This is a genomic window from Nitrospira sp. NS4 (genome assembly GCF_049546785.1).
Classification (GTDB): domain Bacteria; phylum Nitrospirota; class Nitrospiria; order Nitrospirales; family Nitrospiraceae; genus Nitrospira_D.
The window spans coordinates 592,209-607,415 of the sequence record NZ_JBMWAN010000001.1; the positions used below are offsets into that span (position 1 = coordinate 592,209).

General features: G+C 56.6%; 13 protein-coding genes. All 13 read right to left on the reverse strand.

Annotation, left to right across the window (positions count from 1 at the left end; translation table 11 throughout):
• Window positions 1-39 precede the first annotated feature (39 nt).
• The gene (locus ACO9S2_RS02555; RefSeq protein ID WP_423720266.1) at window positions 40-1,446 is read right to left on the reverse strand and encodes a phenylacetate--CoA ligase family protein; all 1,407 of its coding nucleotides are present in this window, start codon (window positions 1,444-1,446) and stop codon (window positions 40-42) included.
• Window positions 1,443-2,675, reverse strand: a complete 1,233-nt coding sequence (locus ACO9S2_RS02560; RefSeq protein WP_423720267.1) for a glycosyltransferase — start codon at window positions 2,673-2,675, stop codon at window positions 1,443-1,445. The genes ACO9S2_RS02555 and ACO9S2_RS02560 overlap by 4 nt, the downstream gene beginning before the upstream one ends.
• Complete coding sequence (locus ACO9S2_RS02565; RefSeq protein ID WP_423720269.1) at window positions 2,672-3,763, reverse strand: glycosyltransferase family 4 protein; 1,092 nt, start codon at window positions 3,761-3,763, stop codon at window positions 2,672-2,674. The genes ACO9S2_RS02560 and ACO9S2_RS02565 overlap by 4 nt, the downstream gene beginning before the upstream one ends.
• Window positions 3,764-3,969: 206 nt before the next feature.
• A complete protein-coding gene (locus ACO9S2_RS02570) occupies window positions 3,970-5,169 on the reverse strand; it encodes a glycosyltransferase family 4 protein (RefSeq protein ID WP_423720270.1) in 1,200 nt (399 codons plus the stop codon).
• A 76-nt stretch (window positions 5,170-5,245) separates the two neighbouring features.
• Entirely contained in the window at window positions 5,246-6,265 is a 1,020-nt protein-coding gene (locus tag ACO9S2_RS02575) for an SGNH/GDSL hydrolase family protein (protein WP_423720272.1), read from the reverse strand.
• Between the two features lie 89 nt (window positions 6,266-6,354).
• Entirely contained in the window at window positions 6,355-7,620 is a 1,266-nt protein-coding gene (locus ACO9S2_RS02580) for an O-antigen ligase family protein (RefSeq protein ID WP_423720273.1), read from the reverse strand.
• Window positions 7,621-7,625: 5 nt separating this feature from the next.
• Entirely contained in the window at window positions 7,626-8,759 is a 1,134-nt protein-coding gene (locus ACO9S2_RS02585) for a glycosyltransferase (RefSeq protein WP_423720274.1), read from the reverse strand.
• On the reverse strand, window positions 8,746-9,975 hold the full coding sequence (locus ACO9S2_RS02590) for a glycosyltransferase family 4 protein (RefSeq protein ID WP_423720275.1): 1,230 nt from the start codon (window positions 9,973-9,975) through the stop codon (window positions 8,746-8,748). Before ACO9S2_RS02590 ends, ACO9S2_RS02585 begins: the two co-directional genes overlap by 14 nt.
• A 14-nt stretch (window positions 9,976-9,989) precedes the next feature.
• Complete coding sequence (locus ACO9S2_RS02595) at window positions 9,990-11,480, reverse strand: lipopolysaccharide biosynthesis protein (RefSeq protein ID WP_423720276.1); 1,491 nt, start codon at window positions 11,478-11,480, stop codon at window positions 9,990-9,992.
• 195 nt (window positions 11,481-11,675) lie between these two features.
• Window positions 11,676-12,248: a low molecular weight protein-tyrosine-phosphatase gene (locus ACO9S2_RS02600; RefSeq protein ID WP_423720277.1), complete on the reverse strand. Its 573-nt coding sequence runs from the start codon at window positions 12,246-12,248 to the stop codon at window positions 11,676-11,678.
• Window positions 12,245-13,243, reverse strand: coding sequence for a hypothetical protein (locus ACO9S2_RS02605; RefSeq protein WP_423720279.1), 999 nt, complete (start codon window positions 13,241-13,243; stop codon window positions 12,245-12,247). The genes ACO9S2_RS02600 and ACO9S2_RS02605 overlap by 4 nt, the downstream gene beginning before the upstream one ends.
• Window positions 13,240-14,067: a serine aminopeptidase domain-containing protein gene (locus ACO9S2_RS02610; protein ID WP_423720280.1), complete on the reverse strand. Its 828-nt coding sequence runs from the start codon at window positions 14,065-14,067 to the stop codon at window positions 13,240-13,242. The genes ACO9S2_RS02605 and ACO9S2_RS02610 overlap by 4 nt, the downstream gene beginning before the upstream one ends.
• Window positions 14,064-15,194: a glycosyltransferase family 2 protein gene (locus tag ACO9S2_RS02615; protein ID WP_423720700.1), complete on the reverse strand. Its 1,131-nt coding sequence runs from the start codon at window positions 15,192-15,194 to the stop codon at window positions 14,064-14,066. The genes ACO9S2_RS02610 and ACO9S2_RS02615 overlap by 4 nt, the downstream gene beginning before the upstream one ends.
• Window positions 15,195-15,207 lie beyond the last annotated feature (13 nt).

A 15,207-nucleotide genomic window follows, 5' to 3' on the forward strand; every position in this document is an offset into this window, starting at 1 on the left:
GTTTCCCTTTCTTCGAAATCGACGGAAGAATCGGCTCGGTCAGATGCCGAGCGGAACGTGAGAAATGACCCATTTGAATTTGCCGCTCGCTTTCTGTTCCAGCCGATCCACCATCTGAACCTCGACCCTGACATCCTGTCCTAAACGGGCCGATAACTCGGTAATCAGATGGCGGGTATGGGCGGGCGTATACGCGGGCCCGGGAATAAGCCGCACAATGACGGTCTGTGGATCCGTCTGTACGATCTGCGATCCCTCGATGCAATCCAACGGTTTGAAGGGATGCGTCAGGACGGAGGGCGAAATGAGCCGCCCGTCTTTCAGCGTCAGCACGTCCTCGGCCTTCGTCGTCACATCATCCATGATCTTCAACCCGCGCCCGCATGAGCAGGGCTTTTCCCGCAGGCTCGTCATATCGTTCGTGACATAGCGGATCAGCGGCATCGCCTTGTTGTGCAAACTCGTCCCAACCAGCTTGCCTACAGTGCCGACGGGCACAGGATGTCCCTGACCGTCCACGACCTCCGCCACGCCGTATTCCATCGCCAGGTGATGCCCCTCATGCCGCTCGCACTCGCTGGAAAACACCACCCGCTCAGCCAGGGCGTAATAATCGAAGACGCGGCACGCGAACCGCTCCTCAATCACCTCACGCTGAAAGTCGTACAACGTTTCTGATGAGGTAATCGCCGCCCGGAGGGGAAACGTTTCACCACGGCTTTGCAGAAACTTGGCCAGCACGTACAGCGTGGAGGGATACCCGTCGAGGACCGCAGGCTTGAAGCGGGCCAGCGCGTCGAAATAGGCGGGAAGATTCTGCTTCGAAAGGTGAAAGGACGACAGCAATAATTGGTTGTGGCGCCGGTTCATCCGCCAGAATGGCGGCTGTTTCTGATCCAGCGGCACAATTACATTACCGCGAGCCACGGCGATTCGATCACCATCCCTGGCCAAACGACAACCTGCCCAGCGATAGTGGCGATCGAGCGCCGCGTAGGCCATCCACACCGTGTCGGCGTCATACCCCACCGTCAATGGAGTGCCGGTCGTCCCGCTCGTATGACCGGTCCGCATCGAACTGCGGGATACGTCGCGGGAGCGCAGCTCATCAAAGTGGGCGCGCACATCGTCGCGGGTCAGCAGAGGAACCTTCGGCAGATCGCTCTGCGCTCGAATATCGGATGGTTTCAGTTTGCACTCGTCGAACCGGCGCCGGTAGAACGGCACCGTCTCGTAGGCATGTTTCACGGTCGCGCACAACCGTTCATCCTGATAGGCCGCCAACTCGCTCTCCGAAAACCACTCGGCTTTGGCTAACAGATCCCGGAATTCTCCGAAACGCCCCCCGTATCGCTCACGATCAAGCAGCGTACTGTAGCCCGTCAGGATCAGATTCTGTCCCCAGACCGGAGCCAGGTTGTAGAGCGCGGCCGCGTAACGATTCATCGCGCCTGCCTTCTGTTCTCTATGGCGATGCGATAGGCTTCCAACAATTGTCCGCCGATCGTCCGCCAGGAGTAGCGGCGCTCCACCAACTCACGAGCGGTGCGCCCCAAGGTAAGCCGGCGACCCGGATCTTGCAGCAACCTGACAGTCTTTTCGGCAAACTGCTCCGGACTGTCGGCCACCAGCAAGTGTTCGTCCGGGCGAACATCAAGGCCCTCGCAGCCGATCGAGGTCGATACCATCGCCTTGCCCATCGCCATCGCGTCCAGCACCTTCAAGCGGGTCCCTCCTCCCACACGCAAAGGCACCACATACACGGACGCATCACACACCAGGGGACGGACATCGGTCACATATCCCGTGACCACCACATGAGGATCACGCGCGGCCAGATCGAGAAGCTCCTTCGGCGGATCCTGGCCGACGGCAAAGAATCGTACATCCGGCACCTGCTTCCTGATCAATGGCCAGATCTCGTTGAGGAAAAACATGACGGCATCGCGATTCGCGAACATATTCATGCCGCCTGTATAAATCAGCGCCGGCATGTCCTTCCCCTGATTCGGCGTGAAATACTCGACATCGACGCCGTTGGGCACAATCGCTGTGCGCAGGCCCGGGACCCGCTCCAAGAGGGTCTTCTCGTCCGTTTTTGACACAAACACGTTGACATCAAACGAACCGGACATCTTGGCTTCGTAAGCCAGCAACTTTTGGGTTTCTCGTCGCAGATACAGTCTCGCGAGCAAGCCGCGCTCCGCCCCGGCCCGGCGCTCCATCAACTGCGATTCGATGTTGTGATGGGTCAACACCGCAGGAATCGACCACCTCTTGTCGAGAAACCGGGCCAGCGCGATGGTATCGACGTGGATCACATCAAAGTTCTTCGTAGCGATCAGCTCGGACACACGCCGATGAAACGCCGCCGATCGGTGCGCCAGCACGCTGAAGGGGCGCGGAGAAAGGGCGCCGACGGCCAACCCCGCGACGCGATGAAGCGGAGAGGCCTTGGGCCACAACGGGAAATACTCCACCGCTTCACAAAACTTTTCGAGCGCTGCCCGGCTTTCGCAGCAGGCCGCCTCGGTGGGTAACACATCGGGATGCACGAACGCCAGCAGATGCACGCGGGCCTCGCGCCCCAGTTCGCGCACGAGATTATAGCCTCGCTGCAGGACGCCACCGTGAGGGGGATAGGGGACGATTTGAGACAGAAATAACACCTTCATCGCAGCAGCTCTGAATAGACCGCTTCGTAGGCATTTGTCATATGCTCCACCGTAAAACGTTGCTCCACCTTCAACCGTGCCGCTTCTCCGAGCCTGACGCGCAACGCCGCATCGTCAATCAGACGACCGAGGGCCGCCGCCATCTCGCCGACATTCCTCGGCTGTACGAGCAATCCGTCAACACCATCCTCAATGACCTGACCGTTCTCACCGACACGCGTGGCGACAACCGGCTTTCCGGCCGCCATCGCCTCAAGGATTACCATTGACATGGCCTCCCACAAGGATGGCTGGAAGAAAATGTCGAAGGTCGGGAGCGCCACATCTGCAGCATTCGTGACCCATCCGGTCAGCACAACGGTTCCCTCAAGGCCGAGTTCCCGTTGTTTGGCCTCAAGCTCCGCGCGCAGATGCCCCTCTCCTACGATCACAAACACGGCCTTGCGCCCGGAGTCCCGGATCACCTTCGCCACGTCGAGCAGATCGCTCAACCCCTTTTGCTGTATCAGCGTCGCTATCGTTCCAATGAGGACACAATTCTCTGCTCCGAGCTTACGCCGGAACGAGGGATCGCCCGCACCCGATCGAATTCTCACACCATTCCAGATTGTACGTATCCGTCGGTCGGAGAAGCCAAACAGGTCCTGGAGCTGCCGCCTCTGTATATCCCCCACGGCGATCAGCCTGTCTGCGAGTCGGGAAAAGATCCGCTCCATCCATATGATGCTGGCACGCGTATGCGGATAGTTCCCGAAGTGGAAGGTATGAACGACGCGCAATCGGGGCATCACCAGCTTACAGAGGCATGAATCAACCAACCCGTGGGTCGTGTGAGTATGCAGGACCTCGATCTTTTCCGCTCGAATCACTTTCAGAAGCTTCAGGAACGACAGATAATCAACCTCAGAACGAGCGCCCATAGGCAGCCCGATAATGTTAACCCCCTCACGGCAAAGCTCATCTCCAACAACGCCGCGCTGCTTCAGATGGCATACTGTCACCATAAACCGCCGGGGATTGATCGCATGCGCCAGATGGCGCATGACCGTCTCGGCCCCGCCAATCCACAGAGTCGATGCCACAATCATAAGATTGACTTTTCGACAGGATGATCCTGAAGAAGCCCTACCGTCTTCACAATCTGCAGATTGCATATTCAACCTCACGGATGAACGGCTCAATCGTCGCTGATTGATTCATCCAGCACACCTTAAACCTACGGAATTCACCTGCTTCGATACTCGATCGTCACCCTGACGCGCTCGTCCGCCCGGCGCAAGCACCACGCCGTTGTTTATTTCCTATTATGCTCGGTTTGAATCGCGCTGGGGGCCAACGGCAGCCAGCCGGCGACACGGCAGACCACATCCCGGAGGCCTTCGACCTGCCGCGCGCGCGTAAACGAGGCGCGGATTCTCTGCATTGCGGCAACACTCATCCTGTCGCGCAACTCCCGATCGTCGGTCATGCGCTGAAGCGCTGTTGACAGCGCAACAACATCGCCGGCCGGCACGACTAAACCGGTTACACCGTCGGATACGCTTTCGGGAAGCCCCTGGCAATCGCTCACGACCACTGGCAGTCCGGACGCCTGCATTTCTAACGGAGACAGCGGAAAGGAATCCCACCCTGTAGTAGGGACACATCCGATATGGCAGCCGGCCAGCAACGCAGGAACATCGGACTGATAGCCCCCGAATGTGATGAAAGGGGCAGTGGCGCCCTCATCATATGAGCCACGAAATACCTCCGCCTCTCCGGGTTGATTGCCTAGAAACAGGAAATGCATATCGGACCGATGGCGCTCCCTCACGATATGATCGGCCGCCTGCAGCAGAACATGCACCCCTTTGCGGCGGTGGAGATGCCCCATAAAAACAACGATCGATCGATGCGCTGGAATCGCGAATCTGTCATAGACATGTTTATGACTTTCGGGGCGAGGGCGGAACCGTGCTTCGTCCACTCCAGTCGGCACGATTGTTGTCATGTGGACAGGAATCCCGCGTCCGTTTGTCGCCGTCTGCTGCATCGACCTCGACTCCACAATGAAATGGTCCGGCTTTGAAGGTCGCAGGTATCTCACCTCAAGACGTTTAAGGGCCAGTTTGAACCCATGATTCAGTGAACTGAGAGGTGCCCCCCAATAGGCGATGATGGTCCTGACACCCGCCCGGCGAATATCTCGTAAATAGCCGGCCTCCACCCCGACGTCAACGATAAATGCCGCTTCTATGCCGTGCCGCCCTACGTAGGCACACAACCTGGCAACATCGTTCCCGTCATGCTTCCGTGAATTAAACTCGAGCAGATTGGAGAACCCGGGAGGGAGCGCCGATGAGCCCTCTTCTCCTACCGTAGAGAACGCGAAATGGACGTTACTGACCGTGCCAGCGGCCTGCGCGCAGGCCTCCAAGAACACTCCGATCAACCTGCTAAACGCAAAACCTATGGTAATATCGTAGGGAATAATGACAAGTATTCTGCGGTTCATGCGTGATTCACCTGCTCGACTGTGGCCTCGTTCTCAGCTAACTGGCCGTTCAATGCAGCACAGGATTGCCGGCGACTCAGTCTGACAAGATCGTGGCCGCAATTACATTGGCGAGCCTGCGATGCCCCTTCGCATTAAGATGATCGTCCAGCCTGTAAAAATCTGAGCTCTCCCACGCCGGATTCAGCACGCTCATACGACCCTCTGTCAGACGCTTGAGATCTTTGGCAAATGCGGTTGCCTCACCGAAGCTCGCCACTTCGCACACCACTAACCTGGCCTGTGCCAGTTCCGGGAAGTGATCGATTACGTCAAGAAATATCTCCGCCTGATTTTTCCCGCTTGCGACCTCGCCGCCGGTATCGCCGAACAATGTGTTCATGAGCTTGCCCTTAAGAATGAATGCGATCGATGCCGACACCTGAAGGACTCCGTAGCTCTGAGGTGTGTGCGCAAGACGCGCAAGGTCGGACGGAGCGCGAGCGGGCAACTTTCCCGACTTAAGAAAGGCGAGGTTCTCTCGCAAATCGTTCGGGTGATACTGAATGACCACCACATCGCCTTTCCGGAGATCGAACTCTTTTCGCAGTCTCAAAAGCTCCCGTGCCGTTCCATAACTCGCCACGGCCAAATTGAAAACTTCGAACCCATATTCCTTTGCCAAGATACTCCCAAAAGTTTCCTCATCCTGAACCCCCCATCCCATGGCTTGCGAGTCCCCAAGTACAACAATACGGCCACGGGTAGGGCTATCGTCGCCCCGCCACTCGGGGAAGGAGGTTTGTCTGAACCCATGAGTATCAAATGTGAGCACGGTTGAATATTCAATGTTGTCAAACACGCACTTACCCGGTCGCGGCTTGTAAAACAGCACCTCGTCGAACTCGATGCAGCCGATCTGTGCCTGCCAGATTGCTCGTTGCCTCTCGTAAACGTCCCTCGCGAGGGTTTGAACGGACACGGCCGTCCTGCTAAAGGCCTCGGCATCACCGGTGATGTGGATCACCAGGACTGCGCTGGCGATCAAGAGAAGCAATCCACCTGCGATCATTGCAGGCAGGAGTACTATAGCCCAGATCAGTCCTCTCCTCAGCATACCCGATCCTTGCTAACCCAGGTGATCAGCTTCAATCGAGGCAATCAGGAGAGTGCCATGCATACAACCAGACAGGCGGCCCTTCGCCCTCATATCGCGACCCCCCGATATGCCAAAGGAGCCTCTTCCCCCGATCCTTGCGCCACCACCTCCAATCCGGTCGACTTCCTGCAGATTTCTCGCCCGCACTCCAAGAGCGCGGCCAGAAAATAAATGTGCGGGTAGTACACTGCCGAGAGAAAGGCGCCGCCAACCGCGAAACCAACGAGGCTCGCATTAAGGGCGATCATCAGACGCCGATTGGTGGCGAGCCTCTCCGCAGAGTGCATTTTCATCGCTCGAAGCATCCGTTCACCGGACCTGAAATTAGTGACGATGAGTCCGACAAAAAAGATAATGCCCGGGAGGCCCAATTCTCCCAGAATCAGAAAATAAGAGGAGTGAGCAGTCAGCCATGGCATTTCGTCAGTCCCGACTCCCGCCGGCCTGTATTCCACCCCGAACTTGACGGGGAAATGACCAACTCCGACCCCAAGAATGGGATTATCTGCCGCCATCCGAATCGCCGATCCCCACGCCAGGAGCCTCCCTTGCGCCGAACCATCCAACTGTTCACCCGTGAGCGTTCCCATTCGTTGGGATAGTTCTGTCGGTGCAAAAGCAACCGCGACTACAACGATGGCCACAATTCCAACGGCTCCTATCATCTTCTTGTCGCTCTTGAGCCAATAGTACAGCCCCACGCAAGCCAAGGCGATCACGCCTCCTCTCGATTGCGTAACCACGACGGCAAGGACCAGAGCGACCAGGATACCCGCGTAGACCAGCTTTTTCATCTTGGCCGTAGACTCCAACATCAGAAACAGGCACAGAGGAATAACAATAACCACCGAAAGAGCAAAATCGTTGCCGTCACCAAGGAATGAACCTGACGCGATATAGTGCCTCTGCCCATCACCCGAAAACATTTCCGGGGTCAAGGCCGCGACAATCACATGAATCAGAATCAATGTCGCGAATACACCCTTCATCCTGTCGAGATCGTAGACTTCCTTCTTAATCACGAAATATATGAGAACATAACCGATTACCACCATGAACGTGTTATACACGTACAGCTTGACATCGCAAGTCAGGCCGGAGACGACAAAGAGCACTAGAAAGAACATCAACCAGCGAGTATTGGCACTGCGCAACACCTCGATGGTTTTTACCGTCCCGTTGCTCAGCATGGATCCCGCAAACACGGTCAAGGGGACGATCGAATTCAGGTGAAGAGCGCTGAGAGCCGGCACATAGCTTGTCGGCCTCACATACTCCAACAGGAAAAACAGCAGCAACCCGTAGTACAGCATATTGTCTAAGCCCGCCCTGTCATTAACTCGTCGTAGATCGCCTGCAATTTACGAGTCCTTGCCCTGAAATCAAAGTTCGCCTGCACGATTTCCTTCCCGCGGCTCGCCATGCTTTTCCATGACGCCGGATCAGCAATATAGTCGAGTATACCCCCTGCGAGGGCTTCGGGCGAATGCGCGGGAACCAACCGTCCGGTTTCCCCATCCGTGATGACCTCCGGGGTGCCTCCTACCCTGGTCGCCAGGACGGGCACCTCCATGAGCAACGCCTCCAACGCTGCATTGGGGAGCCCTTCGGTGTGTGATGGGAGCACCATGAGGTCGAGCTCTTCGAAGAGTCGCTGAGGTTCCTGAATATATCCCGGCAAGTGAACCGTCCCTTGAAGTCCAAGGGCATTGATCTGTTGAATCAACTTCGGACGCTCCGGCCCGTCCCCGATCAGAACCAGGGAAACCTTTTGTCCGCGGCGGCTCACAATATCAATGGCATCGATAAGATCCGCATGGCCCTTCTCGTGGCTCAACCGCCCGATACTCGCAACCACCGGATTCTCAACCGGACGCCCGAGAACCTCAGCAAGCGCGCCTCGTCGACCGTTTCGACGATACCGCTCCACGACAATCGCGTTGTGCACCAACCGTAGCCTGTCACGAGACACCCCCGCGGCAAGCACTTCCTTCTCAATCTGACGCGAGACGGCGATCACCCGGTCGAACCCGCGAACGATGCGCTTATCCAGCGCGATGAGAAGCCGTTGTCTGAGGCCGTTCCCGATCCACCCATGCAGGGTCGTCACGATCGGAACAGCATGAAGCCGCGCGGCCAGATAGGTGATCACATCCGACTTCACCTCATGCGCATGCACAATATCAATCTGAAGGGCCTTCACGAGTTCGTTCACCTGCCCGATCATACGCGGATCGTATGCATGCCCGCCCCTGACAAAGTGGACCGGCATATCAAGACGCAGCGCTTCAGCGGTAAAAGGGGAATCGCCTGATTCTCCATGCCTTACAAACACACCAAGATGCAGCCGGAAGCGGTTGCGATCGATCGCCCGATGGGTCTCCAGGATTGTCTTGCCCGGCCCGCCGATTTCATAGGTGTCCCGCAAGTGAAGGACGTTAACTGGCCGCACCGAGAATCCTTTCGTAGAGGCGCTGCGTGGCCTCGATATTCCGCGCGATGTGAAACTCGTTGACCAGACGATTGAAGCCGTTCTCACCGAAGCGTTGCCCCTTCTCACGATCGCCGGCCAACATCATAATGGCTTCGGCCAGGCACTCGGCGTCTCCCGGGGGAAAGGTCAGCCCCGTCTTCCCTTCTTCGACAATCTCCGGAATCGCGCCGGCTCGCGCCCCGATAACCGGTTTCTTACAGGCCATGGCTTCAAGAATCACCCTCCCGAACGGTTCCGGAAGCACCGAAGCATGAACGACTACGTCGAACATCATGAGAAAATCACCCACATGTCGTTGAAATCCTGTAAAAATGACATGCTTTTCCAGCCCTAACGAGGCCACCAACTCGTGAAGCGACCGCTCATAATCCTTATCAGAGGGAGACGTGTCTCCAACAAGCACACAGCGGACTGATGGGAAGGCGCGCCGAACACGGTCGATTGCGCGAACCACCGTGTCCTGTCCCTTCCATGACTTGATATTTCCGACCATTCCGACCACGACAGTTTCAGGCTCGATCTCATAGACAGCCCGTAACGCATCAGGACGGATCTTCATCTTCATACTATCGGGATCCAATCCATTATGAACGACGACAAGGTTCCCGAAATCCGCGCCGCGATCGTGCATATTTCGTCGTACCGCCTCCGATATGCAGATCACTGCGTCCAAGCGTTTCCCAAAGTATTTTGCCGATGCCGTAAACCTGTCATTGATCCCTCGCTCATGCGTCACACACCTCGCACCGGCAAGCTTCGCCGCAAACATCCAGTCATGGTTATACAGAATTGAATTGTTGAGATGGACGATCTTTACGCCCTTGCGCTTGATGTACCAGGCCCGCACGACGGCCGGAACCAAAAACTCGTGCACGAAATTCAATGCTTTTTGAAGCAGCAACGCGATTGGGCGGATCGGACGCAACCATCTCCAGAATCGGTGATTCAGGCTCCCGAAAGTAAAGGTCTTAGCCTTCTCCCATACATAGGTCTCGACGCCCGCCTCCTGGTAGGCGGGCAACAGTGCGTGCTCGGTGTAAAAGATGACAATGGGATGATACCGTTGACGATCCAGGTTTTTCACAAGGTAGAGCAGGCTGTAGTATGAGCCGCCGATAGTGCCGTCAACGTTATTCTCGCAGTACAAGACCTCTACGGGGGGATCTGGCTTCACAGTGTCATCCATTTTCACCGGGAATCTCGGGCAAACACAGCGTGCGTCTTTCGAGCTCGCCAGGCTGCCAGAACCTCCTGAGCATGAAGAATTACAAACGCAACGCCGCCCAAGCCGATGAGCACGGCTAGGCCGATGATGGGATCGCTCGTCACGAACAACTTTGCACTTACCAACACCGCTCCAAGTATCCCTCCCTGAAGAACAGCAACGGCAAACGGACGGGCGCTTGTGGCGACCGGCACGCCGATCAGACGCCGGGAGAGAAAGACTCCGACAATGAACTGCATTACCATAGGCACGGTCACCGCCAAGCTCGCACCGACGATGCCATAGGAAACCGCGAGCGGGTAGATCAATGCTCCCATCACGATCAAGCGTGCCAGGCTGACATAGAAATCGATCTGCGGTTGACCGATGGCGTTGTAGAGATAGCCATTGAGCATCCAGAGGGCCCTGAAACAACCGAACACCGCAAGGATCTGCAAGGGTGCCACAGCCGGCGCCCATTGGGGCCCGTACAAAGCTGCCACGATCTCCGGTGCCAGCACCGCAATGCCGACCGACACGGGAACCACCACCCCGATGACGAGGCGGATTCCGCGGCCATATTCGACTGCAAGCCCGATCTTATCGGACTGGAGCTTACTAAACATTGGGAAAAGCACTTTCGCCAGCAGTTTCGATATATATGTCGACGGAATATTTGCAAGGGTATAGGCGATCACATAGTAACCGAGTGCCTCCATCCCCAAGAGCTTGCCGATCACGGCATTGTCCAACTCACGGGTAAGAAACACGACAATCACCAGTCCGGTGATGAATCGCCCGTATTGAAACAGTTCCTTCGCGATGGCAAAGTCGAAACGGAAACGCACCCGCCCCGGCACAATGACGAACGAGAGGATGCTGTTGATTGCGGCGGAGGCAATCTGCGCATATACCAACGCCCATACACTCCGAAGCGTGTATGCCAATCCCACCGACACAAGGAAATTCAACGCGGTCCCCGCCTGCTCGAGATAGGTCAACCGCTTGAAATCCAATTCCTTCTGCAGTGCAATCGCGTTCACATTCTGACAACCGGTGAAGACAAAACTGATTCCCACGATCGCCACAAGCGAATCCAAGATCGGCTGTTCATAGAAGGCCGCCGCCCAGGGCGCGATGAAGAATGCCAGCACTGAAAGCCCCGCGCCGCGCAATACCATGAGGGTGAATGCCGTGTCCCGCGCATCCTCAAAGCGCTGCTGCCGGTGAATCAACGCCGCCCCGAATCCGGTTTCGGTAAAAATCTCGATCATACGGACGGCCATCGAGCACACGGCCATCAACCCGAAAATCTCCGGAGTCAGCAACCTCGCGAGAATGATTGAGCGCGCAAAGGACAGCACCGCTACCCCGGCGCTGGACAGGCCGACCCATATGCCGGAACGGACGGCCTTGCGCTGCAGAGAGCCGTCTGCCCGATCAAGAAATTGCACCACTCTTTTCAGAAATGTCACGACTACAGCTTACCTTTTCCAGGCACGTTAGAGATGACCCTTGCAGCCACACGATAACCGTCCATCAATAATCTCCGTTGGGGGGAGAGCCGCAGGCGGCTAGTCCCGAGCGGTTGAGGCAGACATTATTTCGACGGATTACGTTCGAGTGAAGGTCCGAAGAATGTGCTCCGGACGCCGAGCCCGGATGCAGGGCTATCGTCCAATCGATTCAAACCATTTCTCGACACACTGACTGATGCGCTCGAAGCACTTTTCGAACGCTCCGGCTGGACCTCCGTACGGGTCCTGTATATTAAAAGCGGCATAGCCCCGCTCCTTGCCCGGCCCATTGGAATCAAGCAGCGGCAGGAGAAACAACTTTTCCTGATGCTGGTCATAGGATGACCGAAGCTCTGCATATTGCCACGCCTCCATGGCAATAATCATATCGTATGACTCCACAAGTTCCAGGGACATCGATTGAGAACGATGGCGCTCAAGGTCGACGCCGAAACTTCTTGCAACCTGGATTGCGTGCTCCGGCGAAGATAGCGGTTTAGACACGTGGAGCCCCGCAGAACCGAACTTGATTTCAGGAGTACGCCCCTGCCTCTGCAGGTTCGACGCAAGGTGCTCCGCAAAAGGACTGCGACAGATGTTCCCCTTGCAGACAAACAGGACAGACCGGGGATTGGCAGGGATCGCAGGCACACGGATACATGGGCCTCGAAATGTCCAATACAGATCGACCACGCCTCTCTTAAGCTGTCGTGCGACTGCTCTCATTTAACTTTTCCCACATTACAATTACCTGCCATCCCTGCATGATCGCCGTCGAAACGACGAAGCCACCTGCCGCACTGAGCCAACATGTCCTCCTCCCACTCACGGAATGAAAAGATATGATTGGCATCCTTCGTCACGTGAATCTCGTGCCAGGCGGTGTACGATTCCAATTCGGCTTGCTTCCGCTCCACGAATTTCTTCTCGAACTCGTAGTAGAGGCGATCCATCCCCGCGAAAATCAGATAGACAGGCCGCGACGTAGAGACCATCTTGAAAAATGACGGGGCAAAATAGGGGTTGGTGTTGTCTGTTCCTTCCTGTTGAGCGGCTCCCGCAGAGACCGGCACCTTTCCTCGCAGCTTCACGAGTAACGGCTTGAAGAGTGAACGGGCAATCAGCTTATAATCGCTTTGGAATGTGAGAAAACGGACCCAGGAGCGCCACGCGCCCAGGTCCCACAGCTTCCGAAGATACCCGTCACGCGTCCCCTTCATCTGAGTGTCTGTCATATATTTTGTGAAGTCGATATGCGAGCCGTCCAGAATGACGGGGATGGCCAGCCCGAGCAGGCAGGTGATCCTCAAGTCCCGTGCGGCAGTGAGAAGGCCGGTGATCGCCCCTCCGCACAGCCCTGAGACGATGAACTGCGACGTTCCATAGGTGCGCTGCATCCAGTCCATTGCCGCAATGGTATCATCGACATAACGGCCGACCTGGATCGCCCCGTAGAGATCAGCTAAATATTCCTCTTGTACCTCTCCCTCCGAATCACCCAGCCCATAAAAGTCGAATCGCAAAACAGGATACCCAAGCGCCACGAATCGCTCTGCCATACTGATGTACAGCCGGTGTGGAGCGACCCGCATCTTGACCCCGGGAGACAATAGGATGATCGCGGCACCGGACGCAGACGGATCCGCAGGCCGGTGCAACATACCGAACAGACGATTGCCTGCCTTGTTCGGAAATGTAACCGGAAGGACTTCGCTCGTCATCGTGCGGCCATCCATCCCAATGTCAGATCGAACAAATTCGGGGCTGTCCTGTACCATCGTTTGATTTCTTTCCAAAACGGCTCCTCCACCGCTCCTTGAAGGTCGGAAGAGGGATAGGCCTCTTGCAAAGCCTTGAGGTCCGGGTGGAACGGCTGGCCTTCCCTTCCGATCTGAACGATCAGACACGAGCCTGCAAACCGCCTGCTCCCTTCTTTCAAGTTCACCGCCGACGCTTGCTCATAACAGGGATAGGCCAGCTCATATCCATCGATATTCACTGTGCTGCCTTCCCGCATCGTCCTGACCAGGGCCTCACGGTTGCGACGGATTTCCTTATACACTGCCGTTTGGGTGGTCAAATTGATGCGGAGCAACTCCTGCATATATTTCCCTCCATCGACAACCGGCTCCCATAACACCAGCCTCCCGACCTTCGTCGACCGCTCGGCGGCAAGAGCAGCCAGAGTCGCGCCAAATCGCAGCCCCAACAACCCGATCCCCTGAGCGATCCCGCTCGACCGCTCCAGCAGGCGGACCGCACAGTCGATATCGGAGAGCATCGTTTCCACTGATGCCGCCGAGAACTCCCCCTCGCTGTCGCCATTCCCCATCGCGTCAAACCGAAGCACCCATGCACCGCGGGCGGCCAGCATCCTGGCAAAAGAGACATACACGCGTTGCGCCCACAACTTCTCCTCCGCAAACGGATGACAAAATACCCAGCCGGCCCCCGACGGAGTTCCGACAGGCTGATGCACAATGCCGAAGAGCCGATAAGACCCGTTCTCAAAAAACATCGGCGTTTCGATCACTGGGGGCGTCATCTCTGAGAGGGTGTCCACAGTTCCTGCCTCACACCTGTTGCATACTTCAGCCAGGCAACCAGAATTGCCGCATTAACCATTGAAAAGTAGAGCGCCACCTTGCCGGGCAATGAGTGTCGAAGGAAATGCCATCCGGAAAATGCCAACAGCGCAACGAGATAGAACGCGATCTGAACGGTTGAGAAAAAGAGGAACCATGGTGAATCCATTAACAGCACAGAGCTGAGTAATGCTGTGATCAGAAAAAACGGCACCGCCCATCGCAAGACCTTATGTGACAGCATCTCTAGGGCAAATACCCCGAAGCGGGCCGGGTTCAGCACCCGCGCATATGAAAACAGCGCCGTCATTCCCCGAATCAACGTGCGAACCTTCCGTTCGAATTCCTGTCTGGAATCTTTGACACTGGTCATCGTGCCCACCGCGTCCGGCTCGCTGACAGCGCGATACCCCTGCTCGACCGTCCTGAGGACGGACAGAAAATCCGGCGCCATTCCCTCCACAAAGGGCACGCAAAGATTACGTCGCTGGGCATAGAAGGAACCGCTCGCTCCCACAATGGAATGCACCTTGGACTCAAGACGCCGGACGAGCAACTCATACCGCCCATACCAGGCCTCTCCGCCTGACTCGGCGATCTTGTCCTCGCCGGAAACACATCCGATGGCAGGGTCACGAAAGCGCCGTACAATGTTGCGTAACGCATCCGGCTCCAGTTCGATCGCGGCATCAGAAAAAACGAGAATATCATGCTTCGCCTGCTCAAGCCCGGCATTCAGTGCCGCCGCCTTTCCCCGCCTGACAGGACATTCGACCAGAGTCATGCCTCCGTGAGCCCGCGTCCGGATCAATTCCACCGTCCGGTCGGTGGACCCATCCGAAACGAACAACACTTGAAGCCGGTCGGCCGGATAACGGAGGGCCTCCGTATTAACTATCTTCCGCTCAATCCGCCTCTCCTCGTTGCAGACCGGGATAATCATTGATACCGGGGGATAAAAAGAGGCATCGCCCCCCTCTGTCTTCCCCTGCCGCCTTGAGAAACGGCCCAACACCCACAAGACGGCCGGATACCCGAGATAGGGGTACACGATCCCGAACACCGAAAGCCAAAACAGCCCTTCCATCGCGGTCACAGCA